This is a genomic window from Arthrobacter rhombi (assembly GCF_039526245.1).
GTDB lineage: Bacteria > Actinomycetota > Actinomycetes > Actinomycetales > Micrococcaceae > Arthrobacter_H > Arthrobacter_H rhombi.
This window is the reverse complement of record NZ_BAAAIV010000010.1, coordinates 74,413-96,069: the sequence shown is the minus strand read 5'-3', so window position 1 is coordinate 96,069 and position 21,657 is coordinate 74,413. Positions and strand designations below refer to the sequence as shown.

Here is a 21,657-nt window from a genome sequence, read left to right as displayed (position 1 = left end):
GAAAGGGTCAGTTGATGCTCGAGGTCAGACGGCTGCGCCTACTGCGGGAATTGGGCATCCGCGGCACGGTCGCCGGGGTCGCCGCGGCGCTGAACTACAGCCCCTCCGCGGTGTCCCAGCAGCTGGCCCTTCTGGAAAAGGAGACGGGCGTCGAGCTGTTGCGGCGCAGCGGCCGGCGCCTGGCACTCACGCCGCAGGCGCAGGTCCTGGTCGCCCACACCACCGAGCTGCTCGAATCACTGGAACGCGCCGAGGCGGCGCTGGCCAGCACGTTGCCCCTGGTCTCCGGGACCGTCAGGTTGGCCACGTTCCAGACGGCCGCGTTGGCCCTGCTTCCGCGCACGTTGCGCCGGCTGCGCACCGAGCACCCGCATCTGAGGGTGGAGGTCGTCCAGCACGAACCCGAAACGGCGCTGCACGAGACCTGGGCCCGGGATTTCGACCTGGTCGTGGCCGAACAGTATCCGGAACATGCGGCGCCTCACTACGCCGAGCTGGACCGCGAGATCCTCACGCATGACGACATCCGCCTGGCCCTGCCGCTGCATGACGCGCCGCCGGAATTCGACAGGGTTTCCACATTGCGCGACGCCGCGGCCCTGCCCTGGGTGATGGAACCCCAGGGGGCGGCGTCGCGCCACTGGGCCGAGCAGGCCTGCCGACTGGCGGGGTTCGAGCCGGACGTGAGGTACGAGACGGCCGACCTCCAGGCCCATATCGGCCTGGTGGAATCGGGCAATGCCGTCGCCCTGCTGCCTGATCTGATGTGGGCGCACCGCGAGCCGACCGTCCGCCTGACCGACCTGCCGGGCCGGCCTCAGCGTTCGATCTTCACATCGATGCGCCACTCGAGCGCACGGCATCCGGGCATCGAGGCCGTTCGCCGGGCCCTGGGCCGTGAAGTGGAAATCTTGTCACCCGGCTACCAGTAATCTGGTCACGAAAGCATCACGGCGCCGTGATGCCCATCACACGGGTGGTCCACGTGATGCAATACTCGAGGAACCGCTCACTCGCATCGCCCGGTATTGATTGACACACTTCCGGACGTACCCGCCGGGGCAACCCCGCGGAGGACCATCCACCCACCGGACCATTGAGGAACATCATGTCTGAACAAGCGTTCCAGCTTGCGGCGATCATCGTCTATCTCGCCGCCATGCTCGGCATCGGCTACTTTGCCTTCCGCCAAACCAAGGACCTCGACGACTACATGCTCGCCGGACGCGGTCTGAAACCCGGCGTCGCGGCGCTTTCCGCCGGGGCATCCGACATGTCCGGCTGGTTGCTGCTGGGCCTGCCCGGAGCCATCTACGTGTCGGGCCTGGTCGAGGCGTGGATCGCCATCGGACTGACCATCGGAGCGTGGCTGAACTGGAAGTTCGTCGCCCCCCGGCTGCGCTCCTACACGGAGGTCTCCCAGAACGCGATCACCATCCCCAGCTTCTTCGAGAAGCGCCTCAAGGACAACTCGCACATCCTGCGCATCGCCGCGTCGCTGATCATCCTGGTCTTCTTCACCTTCTATGTTTCGTCCGGAATGGTCGCCGCCGGCAAGTTCTTCGAGAGCTCCTTCGGCTGGCCCTACCTCATCGGCATGGTCGCGGTCGCCGTCGTCACCTTGGCCTACACGCTCTTCGGCGGGTTCCTGGGCGCGACCCTCACCGATGTGGCGCAGGGGCTGCTGATGTTCGCCGCACTCATCGCCGTCCCCATCGTTGGAGTCATCGCCACCGGGGGCATCGGAGCCACCATGGAGGGAATCCGCAACGCCAAGCCCGGGGCCCTGAACCTCTTCGACGGCCTGGGTGTTGGCCCGACCGGGATCTGGATCCTCGGCATCGTCTCGGCAGCGGCCTGGGGACTGGGGTACTTCGGCCAGCCGCACATCATCGTGCGCTTCATGGCACTGCGCACCCCGGCCGACGCCAAGGCCGGGCGCCGCATCGGCATCAGCTGGATGGCCATTTCCGCGCTCGGCGCGGTGGCCACCGCATTGGTCGGCATCGCCTACTTCGCCGGCGACCCCGCCAAGGAGATCACCGACCCCGAGACGGTGTTCCTGCTGCTGAGCCAGATCTTCTTCCACCCGTTCATTGCCGGCCTCGTCCTGGCTGCAGTACTGGCAGCGGTCATGTCGACGATCTCATCGCAGCTCATCGTCTCCTCCTCCGCCCTGGTGGAGGACCTCTACAACATCGTCGGGAAGGAGTCAACGGCCAAGAAGCAGGTCGCGCTGGGCCGAACAGGCGTCCTCGTCATCGCCGTCATCGCCTTCCTCATCGCGTTGGACCGTGATGCCAGCGTCCTGCAGCTGGTGTCCTTCGCCTGGGCCGGTTTCGGTGCCGCCTTCGGACCGCTGGTCATCCTGAGCCTGTACTGGCGCAAGCTGACGTCCGTCGGTGCCCTGAGCGGCATGATCGTCGGGGCGGCGACCGTCTTCGTGTGGGGCAAGATCCCGGCACTTCACGATTTCCTGTACGAAATCGTGCCGGCCTTCGCGCTCAACCTCATCGTCGCCGTCATCGTCTCGAGGATGACGCACAAGCGCAATGAGGTCATCGAGGGCGAGTTCTCCGCCATGGAGGCCCAGGTCGCCGGCACCCCGGAACCGGCAACCCGCGGCTAACCGCTGCGAAACCACACCGAAACACGACGGGTGGAGAGTGGGGGTGTCGTATCCGGCACGCACCCCGAGGAGCACCCCATGGACACCCCCCTTTCCCCCGTCACCGATCTGAGCCTGCTCGAGCCCTGCGACGTGATCGAAGCGCGGCGCCATGGCCACCTGCACTGCCGTGGCAGGGTCGAGGCCACCGCCCCGGCGGCGGGTGTCGTCTGGGTCCGTGATGACGCGACCGGGGAACGGTTGATGCTCCATGCCGATCGGTTGGACGTCGTCCGGCTCTCCACGGGGTTCCTCCGGGTGGCCTGATCGCCCGTGTACGCTCAAACCCATGTCAGAGCACACGTCCCCGAGCGACCATGGGCCGACCGGGCTTCCCGCCGCCGACGAGCCAGCCACCGTGACCGACGATTTCGTCACCCGCGCGCACCAGAGCGCCTCCGGGCTCCCTTACACGAGCACCACCGGCCGGATGGTCCTGCGCCGGGAGGAATCCTCGGACGGGACGAGCGACGGCCACCTGCCCAAGGCCGAGATCTTCCTGGTCGCCTACACCGCCGACCATGATCCGGTGGATGCACCCAACCCCCGGCCCGTCGTCTTCGCCTTCAATGGCGGTCCCGGATCGGCCAGCCTGTGGCTGCACCTGGGCCTGCTGGGTCCGCGCCGGGTGGATGCCGGTGACGTCGGGGCGATGACCCCGCCGCCGTATGGTCTGGTCGACAACCCCGAATCGATCCTCGAACATGCCGACCTGGTGGTGATCGACCCGGTCGACACCGGTTATTCACGCGTCGTCGACGGCGGCAAAACCGACGAGTTCCATGCGTTCATCGAGGACCGTGATCTGGTGGCCGAGGTCATCCGCCTCTGGACCACGCGCAACGGCCGCTGGCTTTCGCCCAAATACCTGGTGGGCGAAAGCTACGGGACCCTCCGGGCCGTCGCCGTCGCCCGTCGGCTGCTGGACGCCCACGGGCTGGCCGTCAATGGCCTCGGGCTGATCAGCACGGTGCTGAATCTGGGCACCGTCGACTTCCAGCCGGGCAACGACACCCCCTACGCGCTGCACCTGCCCACCTACGCGGCGATCGCCCACCATCATGGTCGGCACGGCACCCGCTCGTTGGCCGAGGTCGTCCGCGACGCCCGCGACTACGCCTCCGGGGACTACGTCCTGGCCCTGCACCTGGGCAACCGCCTCACCAAGCGCAAGCACGACGCCGTTGTGCGCCATCTTGCGGAATTGACCACGTTGTCGGAGACCTTCATCCGGCGGACCAACCTGCGCTGGGACTACCTGGAGTTCGCCGCCGAGCTGCTGCGGGACCAGGGCCTGCTCGTGGGCCGGATCGACGGGCGGTTCACGGCGCAGCCCCCACGTGTCCACGATTCCCGTACGTGGGAGGATCCGAGCATGCGCGCGATCACCGGCCCCTATGCCGCCGCCGTCAACCACTACATCCGCGTGGAACTGGGCTACGCGTCCGATCTGCCCTACGAGGTCCTCACCGGCCGGGTCCATCCCTGGAGCTACCGCACGTTCGAGGGAGCCCCGGTGGACGTGTCCCGGGACCTTGAACGCCTGATGGTCGACCTGCCCGACCTGCGCATCCACGTGGACTACGGCTACCATGACGGCGCCACGCCGTTTGCGGCGACCGAGTACACCTGGGCGCACCTGCAGCTGCCGGAACAGGCCCGGGCGCGGTTCTCGCACCACTACCATGAGGCCGGGCACATGATGTACCTCAACAACGACTGCCGGCTGGCGCAATCGGCCGCGTTGGCGGCCTTCGTCGGAGGACCGGCCCAACCGTGACCCGGATATCGGTTTGCAGACGACACACCGCGGCAACGGTCCACGTCAAGGAGTTTTGATATCATGACGAGTTGTCGCATCGGGGACGCAATGCCCCCCGGGGACTACAGCCCACTCCACGTGGGAAACGCAAGGAGGACAGCATGAATTTTCTGGCTTTTCTACTTCTCGGACTGATCTGCGGCGCCATCGCGAAGGCGATCCTGCCGGGAAAGCAGGGCGGCGGCTGGATCGCCACCCTGATCCTCGGTGTCATCGGCGCCCTCCTCGGCGGCTGGATCGGCAGCCTCTTCGGCAGCGGAACCGCCGGATTCTTTGACCTGATGTCCTGGATCTGGGCCATCATCGGCTCGTTGATCGTCCTGGTCATCTGGGGCTTCATCACCAAGCGCCGCACCGCCTAACGGCACAACGCACCACCGAACGAGGTGGCCATCCCCCAGGGGGTGGCCACCTCGTTCGCGTCCGGCGGCGAACCGCCCGGCTCACCGTTCGCGGCTAAGCTGAAAACATGGCCTGGAACCGCACTCAGCACCATGTCCTCGCGCTGGCACCCGACGATGTCTGGCGCATCATCTCCGACCCGGCCCGGCTGCCGGAATGGAACCGCGCGGTCCGTTCACTGGTCCCCGAGCACCAGGGGCCGCTGGTTCCCGGCACCCGTCTCGCCTTCACACCGAATCCGCCGCTCCTCGGTGCCGTCCACTCCCGCACCGCGCCCGACGCCGTCGTCACCCGCAACCTGGCTGGCCGGTCCTTCGCCTGGCGCCAGCACCAGCCCGGCGGCGGGCTGCTCGTCCACTGGGAGGTCACCGGGCACGACGCCGGCACCCTCCTGACGCAGAAGGTCGCCATCGAGGGCTACGGCTCGGCACTGTTCACCGAAACCGCAGCCAAGCCGCTGGCCGCCCGTTTCGCGGAGAACTGCGCCCGCTTGTACCGGCTCGCCGGCGGCACCAGCGACCGGGCCCGCCGCGTGGTCATCGCCGGCGGCAACGGCTTCCTGGGCACCCGGCTGGCCGCCGACCTCTACTGCCGGGGACTCGATGTCGCCATCCTCACCCGGACCCCGCGCCCCGATTCGCCCTTCCGCCAGGCCAGGTGGGACGGACGCAGCCAAGGCGCCTGGGTGGCCGAATTGGAGAACGATGGAGGGGAGGTCTCGCTGGTCAATCTCGCGGGCCGCCTCGTCGACGTCCGCCCGACCGCCGAGGCAATCGCCGACCTGCGCGATTCCCGGGTCGATGCCACCCGCACACTGGTCCAGGCCAGCCGCCGGCTCACCACGCCCCTGGCCCGGTGGGTGCAGGCGAGTACGACGGCCATCTATTCCGATGCCGGCGAGCAGCGGCTGACCGAGGACTCCCCCGTGCCCGAAGGCCAGGCGGCGCTCCCGCAGATGACCGGGGTCGCGCGCCCGTGGGAGGAAGCCCTCAACGGCGCCAACGCGGAACACGCGACCATCCTGCGCACCGCCGTCGTGCTGGAGCAGGAATCCCCGGCCTTCGACCGGCTGGCGTTGCTGGCCCGTGCCGGGCTCGGCGGGCCCGTGGGGTCCGGGCGCCAATGGTTCAGCTGGATCCACCCGGCTGATTGGCTGCGCATCGTCCGGGCCGGACTCGGGGTGGAACCGGGGTTCGAGCTCCCCAAGGGAGTCGTCATCGCCTCCGCCCCGCGTCCGGTCCGCAACACCGAACTGATGCGCCAATTGCGCGGTTCGCTGGCCGCTGGTCCACTCAAGCGCTTCGGCCTGCCCACCCCCGAGCCGCTGCTCAAACTCGGTGCCGCCGCCCTGCGCAGTGATCCCGCGCTCGGGTTGACCGGTCGCCACGCGACCTCGCGGCGGCTCTTCCAGGCCGGGTTCGTGTTCGAATACCCCGAGTTGGACGCCGCGCTCGCGGCCATCACCCGGTAGTCCGTGATGGTCGTGTATGCGCATCTGGAGTCGCCGATCGGACGGCTGCGGCTCACGGCCACCGAGCGGGGCCTGAGCGCCGTGCACATGGAAAACCACGCCCACCTCCCGCCCGGTCCGCCGGAGGGGAACGAAGTATCCGGGACCGCGATACCGGAGGTCATCGTCCAGGCCATGGACCAGCTGCGCGGCTACTTCGCGGGAACCCGCACGACGTTCTCGGTGCCGCTGGATCCCCCGGGCTCCGATTTCCAGCACCGGGTCTGGGAGCGCCTGGCGGCCATCCCGTACGGGACCACGCGCAGCTACGGCCAGCTGGCGGCCGAGCTGGGGGACCGGCATCTGACCCGTGCTGTCGGCTCCGCCAATGGGCGCAACCCGATCTCGATCATCGTCCCGTGCCACCGCGTCATCGGTTCCGACGGATCCCTGACCGGGTACGGCGGCGGGATCGACCGCAAGCTCTTCCTCCTCCGGCTCGAGGGCGTCCTGCCCCCGGCCGAGGACCAACCAGCGTTGTTCTGAAGTCAGGAGGAACCATGCGCACCATCGCGATCGTCTACTACGCCCGCCACGCACCGACCAGCGCCTACGCCCAGGCCCTGGAGGACGCGCTGCGGGCCGCAGGTCATCTCGCCGAGCGGATCCAGGTCCGTGACGCCGCGGCGAACGACATCATCTTCTACGACGCCCTGGTCCTCGTCGGGCCACCGCGTTTTGGGCGGCTCCATGGGATCGTCCTGGCCCGGGCGATCGCCCCGGAGCGGAACAGTGCCGTCGTCGTCGTCGGTGGCGGACGCGGCGCCGGGTCCTACGAGCGCCTGTTCAAGCCGGCCGAGCGGCCCTACATCACGTTGTTCCACGAGGACGACGGCGGTGCGGTCTTCGCGACGATCCCCCCGGTGGTGGACTGGGTGGGAGGACAGGAGCGGCCATGACCACCTTGACAGCCGACCACGGCGACATCACCGCCCAGCAGGTCGACGCCGTCGTCAACGCCGCGAACACCGCCATGCGGGGTGGGGGCGGCGTCGACGGGGCCATCCACCGGGCCGGGGGCCCCACGGTCCTGGCAGACTGCGTCTCCCGGTTCCCCCACGGGCTGGCCACCGGCGATGCCGGGTGGACCACGGCCGGGCGGCTGCCTGCACGGTGGGTCATCCACACCGTGGGGCCGAACTACGGCGCCGGCGAGCGCGACCGCTCGCTGTTGCTGTCCTGCTACCGGCGCAGCCTCGAGGTAGCCGACGAGCTCGGCGCCCGGTCCGTCGCCTTCCCGCTGATCAGCGCCGGCGTCTACGCCTGGCCGCCGGACGATGCGGTGGCGGCGGCCGTCGAGGCCATCACCGGGACCACCAGCGCCGTCGAGCGCGTCCTGCTGGTCGCCTACTCGACCGCCGACTACCACCGGGTATCCGCAGCCGTGGAAGCCCGCACACAATGAAGGAGCACCCATCCATGCCAGCCACCGACCCCACCGCCGTTCCGGAACTCGACGCCAGGGAACTGCCGAAACCCCAGCGCCACCCGGCGATCTTCGCCGCCTACGGCAAGCTCCCGGTGGGCGGCTCCTTCGTCCTGGTCAACGACCACGACCCGCTGCACCTGCGCGAGGAGTTCGAGGCCGACCATCCCGGTAGCCACGGATGGGACTACCTGGACACGGCGGAGGGCGCCTGGCGGATCCGGATCACCAAGCTCGCCAGCACGCCGCTACCCAGGATCCTGCTCAACACCAACGATGTGGCGGCGCAGACGGGGGACCCCGAGGTTTCCGGTGCCGTCTGGAACGTGCCGGTGCGCGAGCGCGACCTGGACTCGAACATCATCGCGCTGGGCCCCGGCGGAACCATCGACCCGTTCGCCGGGCCGGAGCTCGACGTGATGATCCACGTCCTCGGCGGATCCGGGACGCTGGCCACCGAGCGGGGCGATGTGGACCTGGAGCCCGGCGCCCTGGTCTGGTTGCCGCGCCGCTCCCGCCGCGCCTTCACCGCCGGCCCCGAAGGGTTGCGCTACCTGACCGTGCACCAGCGCCGGCAGTCACTGCTGCTGCAGCCGACCCGGCTGGCCGACGGGAAGTGAACGGCCCCGTCCCGGAGACACACGCCGATGAAGCCGGGAGGCCTGCCGGGCTTCAAGGGGTGAACAGCCGCCACGACCCCTCGGACACCACGTCGACCCTCCCCGCCTCCACGCGGATGGCCGTCTGGTCGTCGATGGCGTAGGTCGGGACCGGGATGCCCGCCGCCCAGCGGCCGATGTTCTCCTCGGTGGTGTCCGGCATGTCGGGGCTCCCCAGGTGCGGGTACAAGGTGAAGTCGACCAGGCCGAGGCCGCGTTCGGCTTCCGCGCCCCGGCCATCGCCCTCCGGCACGAACTGCAGGTCGAACTCCGCATCGCAGTTGTACGGTGTCACCGCGATGCTCCCGGCACTCATTCCCACATAGACGGTCCGCTCCAGCGAGGGCAGCAGGTCCGCCAGCCCGGACCGCCGCATCCAATGACACAGGTAGAGCACGTCGCCTCCCCAGACGAGCAACGCGTCCGCGTCCCGGACCGCGGGCATCCAGGTGTCCTCCCGAATGGTCGGCAGGGCGGTCAGTTCCAGCACCCCCACTGACTTCCAGCCCAGCCCGCACAGGGGATTCTCCGCCGTGCCGGAGATCGCCTGCCACGCCTTCTCGGCGCCGTCGGGGAATGAATAGATGGCCGTGGGGATGACCAGCGCCCGGCATTCCCCGAGGGGTTTGCCCAGCAACCCGGCCAACGCGTCGGCGATGCCCTGGTTGGTGATGCCCGCAGAGGTGAGCAGGAATTTCATGACGTGTCGTCCTTCCGGAACCTGGCCTGGCCGCTGCACTGCCTGTCCGGCACGATAGCCTCCGGCGCGGTCCCGCACAACACCACGTGAGCCGTGTTCACGCGGTGGCCACCCGATGGCTACCGGGGCGTCGGCCACGGTCGGTAACGTCGCCGACGGCATGACCCCCGGAAGGCGCCCATTCATGAAGACCACTGCACGACGGCGACGGCTCGTGGCCGGCGCAGCCGTCCTCGGCATAGTGGTCCTGGTCGTGGTGCTGGCCCTGGTTCCCCGCGAGCAGGCCTCCCCCACGCCGCGGCCCGAACCCGGGTCGGCTGCCGAGGCACTGCCGCCGGGATCGACCGCGTTGTTCATCGGCGACTCGTATTCGTACGGTGTCGGCGTCGCGGGCAACGACCAGCGCTGGACCTCGTTGGTGTCCGCCGACCTGGGGTGGACGGAGCAGAACCGGGCGCTGGGCGGGACGGGGTACCTGCGGGTCCCGCCCCACGTCGCCTGCCGCCAACCCCACTGCCCGCGCTATGCGGACCAGCTGCGGATCGTTGCCGCCCAGGGGCTGGATCCCGACGTCGTGGTCATCGCGGGCGGCCAGAACGATGCGGCAGCCTACACGGCGGATCCGGCGGCCGGGGAACGGGCCATCACCCTGACCTACCGCCGGGCCGCAACGCTGTTCCCGTCGGCACGGGTCATCGGGGTGGGTCCCAGCTGGCCGACCGGCAACGACCCGCTGGCCCGGCGCATGGACCGTGCCGTCTCGAACGCGGTCCACCGCATCGGCGGAACACACATCTCGTTGCTCGATCCACCTGTTGTCGTCCCGGGCATGGTGCAGCCCGACCGCATCCATGTCGGCCCGGACGGGCACCGGGCGATCGCCGACCGGGTGCTGTCCGGGCTGCGCTCGGGGCCCACCCGGTAACGTACCCGGTCTTCTCCTCCGGGCCCGGCGGGCGTACGTTGTGGGCCATGCCGCCCACCGTTCGTGGCCATGCGGACGTTGGCTCCACACCAGGAAGGTGACAGTCATGAAGGACGCTCGAATGGCCGGGATGTCCCCGCAGGCGCTGCCCCTGGCATTCGTGGGTCTCGACTGGGACGCCCTGGAGCCCCGGCAGCTCGCCCGGTTCTGGTCGACGCTCCTGGGCCGGCCCCTGGGCGATGCCGGCGAGATCCCCGATGGCGGTTCCGGGTTCCGCATCGCCTTTGTCCCGGCCTCCGAGCCGAAGTCGGGCCAGAACCGGATCCATCTCGACCTGGCGAGCTCATCGCGCGATGCACACCAGAAGCTGCTCGACCGGGCGATCGCCCTGGGTGCCCGGCAGGTGGATATCGGCCAACGCCCCGATGAGCCCCACGTCGTGTTCGCCGACCCGGAAGGCAATGAGTTCTGCATCATTGAACCGGGCAACCAGTTCCTGGCCGGCACCGACCTCGTGGGCGCCGTCAACTGTGATGGGACGCAGGCCCTGGGGTACTTCTGGCACAGCGCGCTGGGATGGCCGCTTGTCTGGGATCAGGACCAGGAGACCGTCATCCAGGCGCCCAGCGGCGGGTCGAAGGTCACATGGAGCGGTCCGCCGCTGATGCCTCGGCACGGACGTGACCGGTTACGGTTCGTGGTCTCACCGACGACCAACGACGTGCCCACGGAGGTCCGGCGTCTGACGTCCCTGGGTGCGTCACGTATCGACGTCGGGGATGACGGATGCGCCGTCCTGGCCGATCCCGATGGAAACGAGTTCACGGTCCTGCCAACGGGCCTCCGCTAGCGCCGCTCAGGCTCCGGCGTCGTGCACCTTCAGTTCGCCGGCGCGGATCTGCACGAGCGTCACGTCGAGCAACGGGGTATCGACGGCCAGCCGACGGGCCCGGGCCTGCAGATCCCCCAGGATGTGTTCGGACTCCGTGGCGTTCCCGGCGGCCACATCGCGGTAGAGCGACGACGTGAACGCCGATCCGGGCTCCATGAGCAGACCGACGGATTGCTGGTGGCCGGCGTCGGTCGTGGGGTATCCCGCGGCCCGGGCCACGGCTTCGGTTTCCGCGATGGCGGCCTGGATGTGGTCCCGGCCCCCGGCCTCGAGGATGTTGCCCACGGAGTTGCGGAACAGGCAGGTGACCACGCCGGCCGCCGCGATGAAGGCCCACTTGTCCCAGAGGGCATGGAGGACGTTCCCGCTTTCGGTGAGGTCGACGCCTGGCACCCGGAGCAGGTCCAGGAGCGCCTCGGGCACGGGCGCCCCGTCGAAGGTCCCGATGGTCATCGTGGCCAGGGAGGTCATCTGCACGACGGAGTCCTCGCCATCGAGGGTCGCGACGATCTTCACCAGCCCGCCCAGCGGGACGCCGACCGGCAGTGCCCGGATCAGGTCCACGTGGCGCATGCCGTTGAGGAAGGGCAGCACGGTGGTGCCGGACCCGATGAACGGGGTCGCGTCCTGCAGGGCCGTCTCAAGCCCGGTGGCCTTCACGGCGATGATGACGAGGTCAAATGGGTCGGCGTCTTCGTCGGCGGTGAGGACGTGCACCGGCAGCGTCCGGTCATCCTCCGGTGAGATGAACCGAAGGCCGTCGCGCCGCAGTTTCCCGGCCCGTTTCGGCCGGACCAGGAACGTGACGTCGCGTCCGGCTTCCTGCAGTCGCGCGCCGAATGCCCCACCGGTCGCGCCGGCTCCCACCACCAGAATCCTCATAGTTCATTCTCGCCCCGGCCGGTACCCCGGACGAACTCGGTGACGGGCAAACGAAAAGGGCCTCCCGGCGAACCGGAAAGCCCTTTTCCTGTGGTGGAGGTAAGGGGATTCGAACCCCTGACCTTCTGCATGCCATGCAGACGCGCTACCAACTGCGCCATACCCCCGCAGGATGTCCCCGGCGGCGTCTTTCGACGTCCGGGACGATTTAATAATCTACAGCACCCGGGCCACCCTGCGCCAATCGGGCCAACCCCCATGGCGCGATCTCATCCCCTGGACCGATGCCCCCCGCCGTGGGCCCCGCCGTAAGCTGGTATCCGAACAACAGCAGGGGGAACCACCAACACATGGAACCGACCATGGCCAACAATCCGGCGCCGGCCGCCGAACCCAAGGCGCCGATGCCGCGATTCGTCCTCATCTGCCTCGGTCTCGCCGGGCTGGCAGTGACCCTGCACTTCTTCCAGGGTCTGTCCAGCATCGTGGCCCCGGTCTTCCTGGGTCTGAACCTGATGATCGTGGCCTATCCGCTGCAACAGCTGATGTCCCGCGTCATCCACCGCTATCTGGCAGCCGTCCTGACGGTCCTCATCGTCCTGGTGCTGCTCCTGGTGTTCCTCGGCGCCACGGCCTGGGCTGGCAGTGAACTACTCCTCGCCCTGCCCCGCTACAACAAGGAGTTCATCGACCTCTGGGTGAACCTCTCGGCCTGGCTGGGCACCCTGGGCATCAGCGAATCGATGCTCGTCGACCAGCTCAAGTCGATCAATGCCGGCAGCATCGTCAATGTGGTGCGGCCGCTGCTGAACAACGTCTCCTCCGTCATGTCGCTGCTGGCCACCGTGGTGATGACCGTGTTCTTCCTCGGCATGGATTCCACCCAGATCCGCCGCCGGCTGGCCGCGATCTCCGGGATCAACCCCCGGTTCACCGAGGCCATCATGTCCTTCAGCCAGGGGGTGCGCCGCTACTGGGTCGTCACCACCGTGTTCGGCCTCATCGTCGCCCTGCTCGACGTCTGGGTCCTGGCGGTCCTGGGCATCGAACTGATCTGGGTCTGGGGCGTGCTGGCCTTCCTGACCAACTACATCCCCAACATCGGCTTCGTCATCGGCCTGGTCCCCCCGGCCCTGCTGGCCCTGCTCGATGGCGGCCCCGGACCGGCGATCGCCGTCGTCGCGGCCTACAGCCTGCTGAACTTCACCGTGCAGTCGATCATCCAGCCCAAGTTCACCGGTCAGTCCGTCGGCGTCACCCCCACCGTCTCGTTCCTCTCGCTGCTGTTCTGGTACTGGGTCTTCGGCTGGCTCGGCGCCCTGCTGGCCTTGCCGGCAACCCTGCTGCTCAAGGCGCTCCTCGTCGACGCCGACCCGAAGGCCCGGTGGATCAACGTGCTCATTTCCAGCCAGGCACCCCCGCGCCCGAAGCCCGCACGCACCCGTCGAGCGGTCGCCCCGACCGCAGAGGCCAATACGACGGCGGAGCCTCCCCCGGAGGAACAGGCACCGGCAGCACGCGAAGGCCACGACGAGATCCGCTGACCTCTTCCCAACGGTCGGACCCTGCGGCAAGAATGGCCTCGGGTGCCACCGCGCCCACATCCAACCGAAGGGCAGCATCATGAGTATCGGATTGACCCCGTACCTGAGCTTTGGCGGCAATGCGCGCGAGGCCATGGAGTTCTACAACACCGTGTTCGGCGGCGAATTGAGCGTGTTGACGTTCGCCGACGGCATGGGCGAGAAGGACCCCGAGCAGGGCCAGAAGATCATGCACTCCTCGCTCTACGTCGAGCGCGGCATCCATCTGATGGGCAGCGACTCCGGCGACGGCCACCGGGTCGACCCCAACGGCACCACGGCATTGAGTTCCGACGGAACCGGGGCCAGGACGCCCAGACACTGCAAGGATGGTGGGACAAGCTCTCCGCCGGTGCGACCATCACCATGCCGCTGGAGAAGGCCCCCTGGGGCGACTCCTTCGGACAGCTGACCGACAAGTTCGGTGTCGGCTGGATGTTCAACATCACGGCCCCGCAGGACGCCGGCTGACCCACCGTCCGGCAGTGCCCGGGCAGCGGGTCAGGCCAGTTCGGTGGCCTGCTCCGCGGCCCGGGCATCTGCTGCGGCGCGTGCCTTGAAGACCCGCGCGGTCAGCAGCGCCAGGCACAACCCCAGCAGCGCCAGGCCGGCGCCGAGGAAGGCCGGGGCCTGGTACCCGAACCCGAGTTTGATGACCGCTGCGCCCAGCGCGGCGCCGAGGGCGTTGGCGATGTTCAGCGCCGAGTGGTTCAACGAGGCAGCCAGCGATTGTGCCTTCGGCGCGGAGTCCATGAGCAGTGCCTGCAGGCTCGGCACCAGGATCGATCCGGTGCCGCCGAGGATGAAGACCAGGATCAGCGCCGGTACCGGGTAGGGCGAGAGCAGCCCGAAGGCGCTCATGAACACGACCATGGCGATCGTGGCGATGTAGATGCTCCCGTGCACCGACCAGTCGGCCAGCCGGCCGCCGAGCAGGTTCCCGAAGACCATGCCGATGCCGTACAGGCCCAGGACCAGCGGAACCGCAGCGGCCTGCAGGCCGGTCACATCGGTCAGGGTCGGGCTGATGTAGGAGTAGACGGCGAAGAACCCGCCAAAGCCCACGATGCCGGTGGCCATGGCCATCCAGACCCGTCCGCTGCGCAGGGCGGTGAGTTCCTTGCGGATGCTGGCCCCTTCGTGGATGGGGTTGAAGGGGACCCAGATGCGGATGGAGATGAGGGTGAGCACTCCGATGAGGGCCACGGAGGCGAACATCCAGCGCCACCCCATCTGCTGGCCGAGCCAGGTCACCGCCGGGACCCCCAGGACGTTGGCCACCGACAGGCCCATCATCACCCAGGCGATGGCCCGCCCGCGCATCGTGGCGGGCACCAGGTTCCCGGCCAGGATCGCCGCGAGGCCGAAGTAGGCGCCGTGCGGCAGCCCGGACAGGAAGCGGGTCACCAGCATGGAGTCATACGTCGGGGCCAGGAAGGAGGAGAAGTTCGCGACCGTGAAGAGCACCATCAGCCAGGAGACCATCGTCTTGTGGGCCACCCGGGCGCCCAGGGCAGTCAGCAGGGGCGCCCCGACCACCACGCCGAGCGCGTAGGCCGAGATCATCAACCCCATGTCGGCGTTGCCGACCCCCAGGTCGGCGGCGCCCTCCTGCAACAGCCCCATGATGGAGAATTCGGTTGTCCCGATGCCGAACCCGCCCAGTGCCAGGGCGACCATGGCGATCACCAGCGGTCGGCCGGAGAGCAGGGTGGTGCGTGGCGGAGTGGTCATGCGGGGGTTCCTACCTTCGAGAGCATGGTGCGGTCTTGGTCACCGGCCAGGTGCCTCATTGCCTTCCGTGGCGCGTACCGAGGACAACAGTCTAGGGAACCGGGTTCATTCCCTCCGCATCGAGTCTGTCGCTGCGCCGTGGATCACAGGTCCTCCAGCGGCACATCCCCGTCGGCCAACTGGTCTGCGTCCAGCGCCCGGCCCAACAGTCCGCGCAGCGTGTCGTTGACGTCCCAGATGTTCACGTTCATCGCCGCGGTGACCACACCGTCCTCCAGCCAGAAGGCGATGAACTCGCCATCGTCCAGGTCGCCGCGGATGACGGTACGCGCGTCCGGGCCGGCATGGCCCACGTATTCCATGCCCAGGTCGAACTGGTCGGTGAAGAAGTAGGGCTGCCAGTCGTAGCGGTCGGTGTGCCCCAGGATGGTCTTCGCGGCGAGCTCGCCCTGCCGGATGGCGTTGTCCCAATGCTCCACGCGCAACCGGCCCAGCTCGGTGTGCTCGGCATTGGCCACGTCGCCGGCCGCGAGGATGTCCGGGTCGCTGGTGCGCAGGGCACTGTCCACGAGCACCCCGTTGTCCGTGTCCAGACCGGCCGCCTGGGCCAGCTCCACTGCAGGAGTGGCGCCCACGGCAATGAGCACGACGTCGGCCGGCACCTCGCCGTCGGAGGTCACCAGTCCCGCGGCCCGCCCCTCGGCCTCGATGATGCCGGTCACCTGGACACCCAGCCGCAGGTGCACCCCCTGGCTGCGATGCAGGTCGGCAAAGTGCTCCCCCACCTCGTCACCGAGGATGTTTCCCAGCGGTGGGCTGCTGGGGGCGACCACGGTCACGTCCATGCCCGCCTGCTTGGCGCTGGCCGCGACTTCCAACCCGACCCAGCCGGCGCCGACGATGGCCAGGCGCCCGCCCGGGGTGAAGGCCTGCTTGAGGCTTTGCGCCTCACCCAGCCGGCGCAGCATGAACACCCCGGGCAGTCCGGCTCCCTGCAGATGCAGGCGGCGGGATTCGGCGCCGGTGGCGAGCAGCAGCTGGCCGTAGGCGACCTCTCCCCCGGAGGCCAGGGCCACGGTGTGCCCGGCCCGGTCGATCGAGGTCGCGCGTTCGCCCAGCATGAGCGCGACGTCATGGTCGGCGTACCAGTCGGTGTCGTGCACGATCGCCGCCTCGGCCTCCTGTTTGCCCTGCAGGTAGTCCTTGGACAGCGGGGGCCGCTCATACGGGGCGGTGGCCTCGTCGGCGATGACCGTGATGCTGCGTGGATATCCGTGCTCACGCAGGGTCTCGACCGCGTGGGCTGCTGCCAGTCCCCCGCCGATGATGACCGTGCCGTCCGATGCTGCCATGGCTGCCTCCTGGATGCCTCGTGTCCCCGGCTGGGGGCCTTGCACCCAACGTAGGCCCGCCGCCCGTCCCGGGCAAGAATCAGCGGGGCAGGTGCGGGTACTCGGGCCTGCGTTGCTGGAACTCGAGGATGGCCGGATTGACCACGACGCCGTCGCGCACCTCGATCGCCCGGGTGAGGGTCTCGCTGTCCTTCCACGCCGCGGGTCCGCTCATGACGAGGTCCAGGAAGGGCAGGACTGCTTCGCTGATTTCCCAGCTGGCGGAATTCCACAGGTAGGACGGGCTGTGGTCCACGGCGTAGTAGTCGATGTTTTTCCCGACGGTGAACATCGGGTCGGCGAAGCTCGTCGGCCGTGCCCAGTCGAACGCCATGCCGGCGTCGCAGGAGACGTCGACGATCAGGCTGCCCGGGCTGAAGGCCGCCAGGTCCTCGGTCCGCAGGTAGAGCAGCGGGTCGTTGGGGTCCTGCAGGGTGCAGTTCACCACGATGTCGCTTTCGGCCAGGAACGGAGCCAGCGGGACCCTCCCGCGGTCATCGGTGATGACCTCACTGAGGTACGGGCCGCCGTCGTGGTCGAACTGGATCATCTGGGCCGAGTGGATCGGGGAGGCCACGGAGGCGACCTTGCGGTTGGTGAGCACCCGGACGTCCAGGACGCCGTGGGCCTTCAACGCGGTCACCGCTCCCCGGGCGGTGGCCCCGAAACCGATGACGACGGCGGTCAGACGCCGGCCGTAGTCCCCGGTGATCCCGGCAAGCCCCATGGCGTGGATGACGGAGCTGTAGCCGGCCAGTTCGTTGTTCTTGTGGAACACGTGCAGGGAGAACCCGCCGTCGCTGGCCCAGTGGTTCATCGCCTCGAAGGCGATCAGGGACAGGCGCTTGTCGATGGCGAGTTGGGTCAGCTCGCGGTCCTGGACGCAATGCGGCCACCCCCACAGCGTCTGCCCCTCATGCAGGTCCTCGAGGTCCCTGGCCTGCGGCTTGGCCAGCAGCACCGTATCGGAGGCATCGATGACCTGCTGCCGGGGGGCGACCTGGCGCACCAGCGCCCCGAGATCGGCATCCGAATAGCCGAACCGTTCCCCGTAGCCTTCCTCGAGGAGCAGACGATCGCGCACCCCGGGGTCGATCCGTTCCAGGTGGGCCGGGTGGATCGGGACGCGGTGTTCGTCGATCTTGCGGGACTTGCCCAGGACACCCAGGACGGGTTTGTTCGGTGTTGCCATGATGCACATCCGTTTCGGGGCGCCTCCGTGGCGCCGTGTGCCTTACGCTACACCGGCGCTGTCGCCCTCTCTCCCCCGGGCCATACACTGTCGCCATGGAGTCCTGCACATGACAGTCATCATCGCCTTCTGCGCCAATATCCTGGTCGCGATCGCCAAGAGCGTCGTCACCCTGATCACCGGTTCCGCCTCCATGGCGGCCGAGGCAGCACACTCCTGGGCCGACGCCAGCAACGAGATCTTCCTGCTGATCGCCGACCGGAAGTCGGCGCGCCCCAAGGACGACCGGCATCCGCTGGGGCACGGACGCGAAGCCTACGTGTGGTCGATGTTCGCGGCCGTGGGCATCTTCACGGCAGGTGCGGTGTTCTCCGTCATGCACGGCATCCAGGAACTGACGAATCCGGCCCCGGTTGAATCCCCCGGGCTCTCCTTCCTCGTGCTGGGCATCGCCTTCGTGCTGGAGGGCGCCTCCTTCACCCAGGCGGTCGTGCAGGCCCGGCGGCAGGCCCGGGAGGCGGGAACCTCGGTCGTGAAGTTGGTCCTGCGCACCTCCAACACCACGCTGCGTGCCGTGGTGGCCGAGGACTTCGCTGCCCTGGTCGGCCTCATCGTTGCAGCTGCCGGCATCTACCTCCACCTCGTGACCGGCAATGGCCTCTGGGACGCCCTGGGGTCGGTGGTCATCGGCGTCCTGCTCGGCGTCGTGGCCCTGGTGCTGATCGACCGCAACCGGCACTTCCTCGTCGGGGCCAGCTCAACGCCGGAGATCCGCAGCAAAGTGGGACGCGCCCTGCAGGACCATGAGGAGGTCAACCGGGTCACCTACCTGCACCTGGAATACATCGGCCCCGGACGCCTCTTCCTGGTGGCTGAGGTGGACCTGGTGGGCAACGATCCCGAAGAGGAAGTCGCCCGCCAGATGCGCAGGATCGAACGCGAGCTCGAAGGCCATGACGCCATCGAAACGGCGGTGCTCTCCCTCTCGGTCAGCGACGAGGTCTCGCTGGTCTTCTAGCGTCGGCCGTCGGATGACCGGCTATTGCCCGTCCCTCCAGCGGGCAATGCCACCGGTCCACGCAGGAAAACCTGCACCATCAACCGAGGCGATGTTCAACACGGCGGCCGCCGCCGGGTCCCGATCGGCCAGGTGCCGGCGACCCGCGTCGGCGATGGCCACGAGCAGTCGCCGCTGGGCGTCGTCGGTGTCCAGCGGTGCCCGTCGCCCGGTACCTTCGCCGCCGACGGTTCCACGCTCCCGTTCCGCCTCCTGCGCGGCCTCTTCCATGGCCTGCAGGAGCGGCGAGGCGAAACCTGCCTGTACGGCGGCGCGGGACACCGAGATCCCCGACATGCCGTCGGCGACCAGTTCGCGTGCCGTCGCCCGGGCGGCCTCCGTGAGGTCGGTGACCATCTGCCGGGCCGCATCCGGATCGGAGCGTCGGGACGGATCCAATGGCCCGCCGTCGGCGGCGGCGTCCGGTGATGTCGGCGACGTCGCCTCTCCAGCGGCGGCGGTTGCCGTGTCGGGAACGGCTCCGGTGGTCGCGTCCATCGCCTGCGGTCCTGCCGACTTGCGGTCGGTGTGGCGCAGCCCGATCATCGCGCTGGAGACCGGGGAGATGACCGTCTGCGTGTAATAGCGCGCCTCGATGAGGGCGGCGGTGTCGATGTCCACCTGGGCCCCTTCCACCGCCGCGGCCAGGATGGCCCGCGTAGCCGGGTTGTGCAACGCGTCAACCCGTCCCCGCAGGCGTGCCGGCAGGAACTGCAGGACAGCGGTGAGGGGATTGGGTCCGGTGGTGGTCGGGATGCGGGGCGCGCCCCCGGGCATCTCGTAGCCTTCGGCATCCCAGGGCTGGACGGCCCCGGGATGTTCCAGGATCCACTGCCGGGCCGCCGGCAGCAGCTCTTCCTCGTCGTCGACCGACGCGTCGATGATCCCTTGCTGGATGGCGTCCTGCGTGCCCATGATGGAGGCTCCCAGGAGCAGCTCGTCGAGGGACCGCTCGATGCCGAGCAACCGGACGGCACGCAGCACCCCGCCGGCGGCCGGGCTGATGCCGAAGTCCACCTCGGGCAGGCCGAACCGGATCCCCGGCACATCGACGGCGATACGGTGGTGGGTCGCCAGCGCCAGACCCAGCCCGCCGCCCAGCGCGGAGCCGTTCACCGCGGCGACGACCGGAACCCCGAGGGTCTCCATCCGGCGGAACTGGGTCGCCAGCCCACCGGCCAGCTCCTGGACCGTGGCGGCGTCTTGCTCAGTGGCAGCTGCCATCATCTCCAGGTCGGCGCTGGCACAGAAGCTCTCCTTGGCGGAGGTGAGGATGATGCCCTTCACGGAGGCCGGGTCCTCGGCGCGTCGGGAGTCGACGCCATCAAGCCGGTGTCCCAGGGCGGCCACGAACTCCGCATCGAGCAGGTTCACCGCCGCCCCGGGGGCATCCAGGTACCAGGTGAGGATTCCGCCGTCGTGCTCCTCTTCGCGGATGATGCCGTGCTCTTCCATGTCCATCCTCCGGTTCAGACGCGTTCTATCAGGGTGGCGACGCCCATGCCGCCGCCAATGCACAGGGTGACGACGGCGCGGTGCAGTCCGGTGCGTTCAAGCTCATCGACCATGGTGCCCAGGATCATCGCCCCGGTGGCGCCGAGCGGGTGGCCCATGGCGATGGCGCCGCCGTGGACGTTGAGTTTCCCATCGGGGATCCCGAAGTCACGCTGGTATTTCAGGGCCACCGCGGCGAAGGCCTCGTTGATTTCCCAGAGGTCGATATCCGCAGGGGTGAGTCCGGCGGTGGCCAGCAGCTTGTGCGTGGCGGGGGTCGGGCCGGTGAGCATGATGGTCGGGTCCGCCCCGGAGACTGCCGCAGCAGCGATGCGCGCCCGGGGTTCCAGGCCCAGGTCGCGGCCGACCGACTCGGAACCGACCAGGACCAGGGCTGCGCCGTCGACGATGCCCGAGGAGTTGCCCCCGGTATGGACGTGGTCGATGCCCTCCACCCAGTGGTATTTCTCCAGGGCGACGGCGTCGAATCCACCGTCCTGGCCCATGCGGGCGAAGGCAGGACGGATGGCCCCCAGGGTCTCGACGGTGGTGTCCCGGCGGATGTGCTCGTCATGGTCCAGGATCGTGAGCCCGTTCTGGTCACGAACCGGGACGACCGACCGGGCAAAATGGCCGTTGTCCCAGGCCGCGGCGGCACGCTGCTGGGAGCGGACGGCGAAGGTGTCCACATCCTCGCGGGTGAATCCCTCGGTCGTGGCGATCAGGTCGGCGCTGATGCCCTGCGGGACGTAGGAGGTGTCGAAACTGGTGGCCGGGTCGAAGGCCCAGGCGCCACCGTCGGTGCCAATGGGAACCCGGGACATCGATTCGACGCCGCCGGCGATGACCAGATGTTCCCACCCAGACCGGATCTTGGCGGCTGCCAGGTTGGTGGCCTCCAGCCCGGAAGCGCAGAAGCGGTTGAGCTGGAAACCGCCCACGGTGTCGGGCAGGCCTGCGGCAATCGCCGCGATGCGGGCGATATCGGCGCCTTGGTCCCCGATCGGTGTGACGACCCCCAGGATCAGGTCATCGATCCGTGACGTGTCGAGTCCGGGATTGCGCTCACGCAGGGCGTCGATGAGACCGGTGACCAGCGAGATGGGCTTGGTTCCGTGGAGGGCGCCGTGGCGGCCGCGTCCGCGCGGAGTGCGCACGGCGTCGTAGATGTAGGCCTCGCTGTGCATGCCGGATCGGCTCCCTTCGACAGATGGTGTGATCGGTGTCGCATCCCCGGCCCATACTAACCACCCGCCGCAACCGCCGGGGACCGGAGGCGGCCTCCCGGGGGAACCCCTGAGCAGTCCCCGGCCTCGTGGC

The 21,657-nt window shown here is 68.8% G+C and carries 22 protein-coding genes and 1 tRNA gene; 15 read left to right on the top strand and 8 right to left on the bottom strand.

Going from position 1 to position 21,657, the window contains the following annotated elements; all coding sequences use genetic code 11:
• Positions 1-14: 14 nt before the first annotated feature.
• From ABD088_RS08620 to ABD088_RS08575, 10 genes are all read left to right on the top strand, one after another.
• Positions 15-932 (top strand): LysR family transcriptional regulator, encoded by a 918-nt coding sequence (locus tag ABD088_RS08620; protein WP_343901497.1) that lies wholly within the window; start codon positions 15-17, stop codon positions 930-932.
• 176 nt (positions 933-1,108) lie between these two features.
• Positions 1,109-2,629, top strand: coding sequence for a sodium/proline symporter PutP (putP, locus tag ABD088_RS08615; protein ID WP_343901495.1), 1,521 nt, complete (start codon positions 1,109-1,111; stop codon positions 2,627-2,629).
• 78 nt (positions 2,630-2,707) lie between these two features.
• A complete protein-coding gene (locus ABD088_RS08610; RefSeq protein WP_343901494.1) occupies positions 2,708-2,935 on the top strand; it encodes a hypothetical protein in 228 nt (75 codons plus the stop codon).
• 22 nt (positions 2,936-2,957) lie between these two features.
• Positions 2,958-4,448 (top strand): S10 family peptidase, encoded by a 1,491-nt coding sequence (locus tag ABD088_RS08605; protein ID WP_343901493.1) that lies wholly within the window; start codon positions 2,958-2,960, stop codon positions 4,446-4,448.
• Positions 4,449-4,591: 143 nt separating this feature from the next.
• Positions 4,592-4,852, top strand: a complete 261-nt coding sequence (locus tag ABD088_RS08600) for a GlsB/YeaQ/YmgE family stress response membrane protein (RefSeq protein WP_343901491.1) — start codon at positions 4,592-4,594, stop codon at positions 4,850-4,852.
• A gap of 107 nt (positions 4,853-4,959) precedes the next feature.
• Positions 4,960-6,363, top strand: a complete 1,404-nt coding sequence (locus tag ABD088_RS08595; protein ID WP_343901490.1) for a DUF1731 domain-containing protein — start codon at positions 4,960-4,962, stop codon at positions 6,361-6,363.
• Between the two features lie 6 nt (positions 6,364-6,369).
• On the top strand, positions 6,370-6,888 hold the full coding sequence (locus ABD088_RS08590; protein ID WP_343901676.1) for a methylated-DNA--[protein]-cysteine S-methyltransferase: 519 nt from the start codon (positions 6,370-6,372) through the stop codon (positions 6,886-6,888).
• A 14-nt stretch (positions 6,889-6,902) separates the two neighbouring features.
• Positions 6,903-7,301, top strand: coding sequence for a hypothetical protein (locus ABD088_RS08585; RefSeq protein ID WP_343901489.1), 399 nt, complete (start codon positions 6,903-6,905; stop codon positions 7,299-7,301).
• Positions 7,298-7,807, top strand: a complete 510-nt coding sequence (locus tag ABD088_RS08580) for an O-acetyl-ADP-ribose deacetylase (protein WP_343901488.1) — start codon at positions 7,298-7,300, stop codon at positions 7,805-7,807. The genes ABD088_RS08585 and ABD088_RS08580 overlap by 4 nt, the downstream gene beginning before the upstream one ends.
• Positions 7,808-7,821: 14 nt before the next feature.
• On the top strand, positions 7,822-8,448 hold the full coding sequence (locus tag ABD088_RS08575; RefSeq protein WP_343901487.1) for a DUF2249 domain-containing protein: 627 nt from the start codon (positions 7,822-7,824) through the stop codon (positions 8,446-8,448).
• A gap of 52 nt (positions 8,449-8,500) precedes the next feature.
• On the opposite strand, the gene ABD088_RS08570 is transcribed toward ABD088_RS08575, so the two are convergent.
• Positions 8,501-9,187, bottom strand: a complete 687-nt coding sequence (locus tag ABD088_RS08570; RefSeq protein ID WP_343901486.1) for a Type 1 glutamine amidotransferase-like domain-containing protein — start codon at positions 9,185-9,187, stop codon at positions 8,501-8,503.
• A 184-nt stretch (positions 9,188-9,371) separates the two neighbouring features.
• Here ABD088_RS08570 and ABD088_RS08565 point away from each other — a divergent pair, with 184 nt between their 5' ends.
• Both ABD088_RS08565 and ABD088_RS08560 read left to right on the top strand, forming a co-directional pair.
• A complete protein-coding gene (locus ABD088_RS08565; RefSeq protein WP_343901485.1) occupies positions 9,372-10,112 on the top strand; it encodes an SGNH/GDSL hydrolase family protein in 741 nt (246 codons plus the stop codon).
• Between the two features lie 106 nt (positions 10,113-10,218).
• On the top strand, positions 10,219-10,962 hold the full coding sequence (locus tag ABD088_RS08560; RefSeq protein WP_343901483.1) for a VOC family protein: 744 nt from the start codon (positions 10,219-10,221) through the stop codon (positions 10,960-10,962).
• 6 nt (positions 10,963-10,968) lie between these two features.
• Here ABD088_RS08560 and ABD088_RS08555 read toward each other — a convergent pair whose 3' ends face one another.
• Both ABD088_RS08555 and ABD088_RS08550 read right to left on the bottom strand, forming a co-directional pair.
• A complete protein-coding gene (locus tag ABD088_RS08555; RefSeq protein ID WP_343901482.1) occupies positions 10,969-11,886 on the bottom strand; it encodes a ketopantoate reductase family protein in 918 nt (305 codons plus the stop codon).
• A 91-nt stretch (positions 11,887-11,977) separates the two neighbouring features.
• A tRNA-Ala gene (locus tag ABD088_RS08550) sits at positions 11,978-12,053 on the bottom strand.
• 195 nt (positions 12,054-12,248) lie between these two features.
• On the opposite strand from ABD088_RS08550, the gene ABD088_RS08545 reads away from it, so the two are divergent.
• Positions 12,249-13,430, top strand: a complete 1,182-nt coding sequence (locus tag ABD088_RS08545) for an AI-2E family transporter (RefSeq protein ID WP_343901481.1) — start codon at positions 12,249-12,251, stop codon at positions 13,428-13,430.
• Positions 13,431-13,509: 79 nt separating this feature from the next.
• The gene (locus ABD088_RS08540) at positions 13,510-13,881 is read left to right on the top strand and encodes a VOC family protein (RefSeq protein ID WP_343901479.1); all 372 of its coding nucleotides are present in this window, start codon (positions 13,510-13,512) and stop codon (positions 13,879-13,881) included.
• Between the two features lie 89 nt (positions 13,882-13,970).
• Here the strand turns inward: ABD088_RS08540 and ABD088_RS08535 are convergent, their stop codons facing one another.
• From ABD088_RS08535 to ABD088_RS08525, 3 genes are all read right to left on the bottom strand, one after another.
• The gene (locus ABD088_RS08535) at positions 13,971-15,203 is read right to left on the bottom strand and encodes an MFS transporter (RefSeq protein ID WP_343901477.1); all 1,233 of its coding nucleotides are present in this window, start codon (positions 15,201-15,203) and stop codon (positions 13,971-13,973) included.
• A gap of 143 nt (positions 15,204-15,346) precedes the next feature.
• Positions 15,347-16,555, bottom strand: a complete 1,209-nt coding sequence (locus ABD088_RS08530) for an NAD(P)/FAD-dependent oxidoreductase (RefSeq protein WP_343901476.1) — start codon at positions 16,553-16,555, stop codon at positions 15,347-15,349.
• Between the two features lie 79 nt (positions 16,556-16,634).
• The gene (locus ABD088_RS08525; RefSeq protein WP_343901474.1) at positions 16,635-17,786 is read right to left on the bottom strand and encodes a N(5)-(carboxyethyl)ornithine synthase; all 1,152 of its coding nucleotides are present in this window, start codon (positions 17,784-17,786) and stop codon (positions 16,635-16,637) included.
• A gap of 109 nt (positions 17,787-17,895) precedes the next feature.
• On the opposite strand from ABD088_RS08525, the gene ABD088_RS08520 reads away from it, so the two are divergent.
• Positions 17,896-18,804: a cation diffusion facilitator family transporter gene (locus tag ABD088_RS08520; RefSeq protein ID WP_343901473.1), complete on the top strand. Its 909-nt coding sequence runs from the start codon at positions 17,896-17,898 to the stop codon at positions 18,802-18,804.
• Between the two features lie 21 nt (positions 18,805-18,825).
• On the opposite strand, the gene ABD088_RS08515 is transcribed toward ABD088_RS08520, so the two are convergent.
• Both ABD088_RS08515 and ABD088_RS08510 read right to left on the bottom strand, forming a co-directional pair.
• Positions 18,826-20,298, bottom strand: a complete 1,473-nt coding sequence (locus tag ABD088_RS08515) for an enoyl-CoA hydratase/isomerase family protein (RefSeq protein WP_343901471.1) — start codon at positions 20,296-20,298, stop codon at positions 18,826-18,828.
• A gap of 14 nt (positions 20,299-20,312) precedes the next feature.
• Positions 20,313-21,524 carry an acetyl-CoA C-acetyltransferase gene (locus tag ABD088_RS08510; protein WP_343901470.1) on the bottom strand — a complete coding sequence of 404 codons (1,212 nt, stop codon included), beginning with the start codon at positions 21,522-21,524 and terminating at the stop codon, positions 20,313-20,315.
• Positions 21,525-21,657: the final 133 nt, after the last annotated feature.

Excerpts from the sequence above, each read along its gene's own strand:
- ABD088_RS08540 (WP_343901479.1), top strand. The coding sequence starts at position 13,510 with ATGAGTATCGGATTGACCCCGTACCTGAGCTTTGGCGGCAATGCGCGC.
- ABD088_RS08545 (WP_343901481.1), top strand. The coding sequence starts at position 12,249 with ATGGCCAACAATCCGGCGCCGGCCGCCGAACCCAAGGCGCCGATGCCG.
- putP (WP_343901495.1), top strand. The coding sequence starts at position 1,109 with ATGTCTGAACAAGCGTTCCAGCTTGCGGCGATCATCGTCTATCTCGCC.
- ABD088_RS08530 (WP_343901476.1), bottom strand. The coding sequence starts at position 16,555 with ATGGCAGCATCGGACGGCACGGTCATCATCGGCGGGGGACTGGCAGCA.
- ABD088_RS08580 (WP_343901488.1), top strand. The coding sequence starts at position 7,298 with ATGACCACCTTGACAGCCGACCACGGCGACATCACCGCCCAGCAGGTC.
- ABD088_RS08605 (WP_343901493.1), top strand. The coding sequence starts at position 2,958 with ATGTCAGAGCACACGTCCCCGAGCGACCATGGGCCGACCGGGCTTCCC.
- ABD088_RS08560 (WP_343901483.1), top strand. The coding sequence starts at position 10,219 with ATGAAGGACGCTCGAATGGCCGGGATGTCCCCGCAGGCGCTGCCCCTG.
- ABD088_RS08515 (WP_343901471.1), bottom strand. The coding sequence starts at position 20,298 with ATGGAAGAGCACGGCATCATCCGCGAAGAGGAGCACGACGGCGGAATC.
- ABD088_RS08590 (WP_343901676.1), top strand. The coding sequence starts at position 6,370 with ATGGTCGTGTATGCGCATCTGGAGTCGCCGATCGGACGGCTGCGGCTC.
- ABD088_RS08620 (WP_343901497.1), top strand. The coding sequence starts at position 15 with ATGCTCGAGGTCAGACGGCTGCGCCTACTGCGGGAATTGGGCATCCGC.
- ABD088_RS08595 (WP_343901490.1), top strand. The coding sequence starts at position 4,960 with ATGGCCTGGAACCGCACTCAGCACCATGTCCTCGCGCTGGCACCCGAC.
- ABD088_RS08525 (WP_343901474.1), bottom strand. The coding sequence starts at position 17,786 with ATGGCAACACCGAACAAACCCGTCCTGGGTGTCCTGGGCAAGTCCCGC.
- ABD088_RS08585 (WP_343901489.1), top strand. The coding sequence starts at position 6,903 with ATGCGCACCATCGCGATCGTCTACTACGCCCGCCACGCACCGACCAGC.
- ABD088_RS08565 (WP_343901485.1), top strand. The coding sequence starts at position 9,372 with ATGAAGACCACTGCACGACGGCGACGGCTCGTGGCCGGCGCAGCCGTC.
- ABD088_RS08610 (WP_343901494.1), top strand. The coding sequence starts at position 2,708 with ATGGACACCCCCCTTTCCCCCGTCACCGATCTGAGCCTGCTCGAGCCC.
- ABD088_RS08535 (WP_343901477.1), bottom strand. The coding sequence starts at position 15,203 with ATGACCACTCCGCCACGCACCACCCTGCTCTCCGGCCGACCGCTGGTG.
- ABD088_RS08510 (WP_343901470.1), bottom strand. The coding sequence starts at position 21,524 with ATGCACAGCGAGGCCTACATCTACGACGCCGTGCGCACTCCGCGCGGA.
- ABD088_RS08555 (WP_343901482.1), bottom strand. The coding sequence starts at position 11,886 with ATGAGGATTCTGGTGGTGGGAGCCGGCGCGACCGGTGGGGCATTCGGC.
- ABD088_RS08600 (WP_343901491.1), top strand. The coding sequence starts at position 4,592 with ATGAATTTTCTGGCTTTTCTACTTCTCGGACTGATCTGCGGCGCCATC.
- ABD088_RS08575 (WP_343901487.1), top strand. The coding sequence starts at position 7,822 with ATGCCAGCCACCGACCCCACCGCCGTTCCGGAACTCGACGCCAGGGAA.
- ABD088_RS08520 (WP_343901473.1), top strand. The coding sequence starts at position 17,896 with ATGACAGTCATCATCGCCTTCTGCGCCAATATCCTGGTCGCGATCGCC.
- ABD088_RS08570 (WP_343901486.1), bottom strand. The coding sequence starts at position 9,187 with ATGAAATTCCTGCTCACCTCTGCGGGCATCACCAACCAGGGCATCGCC.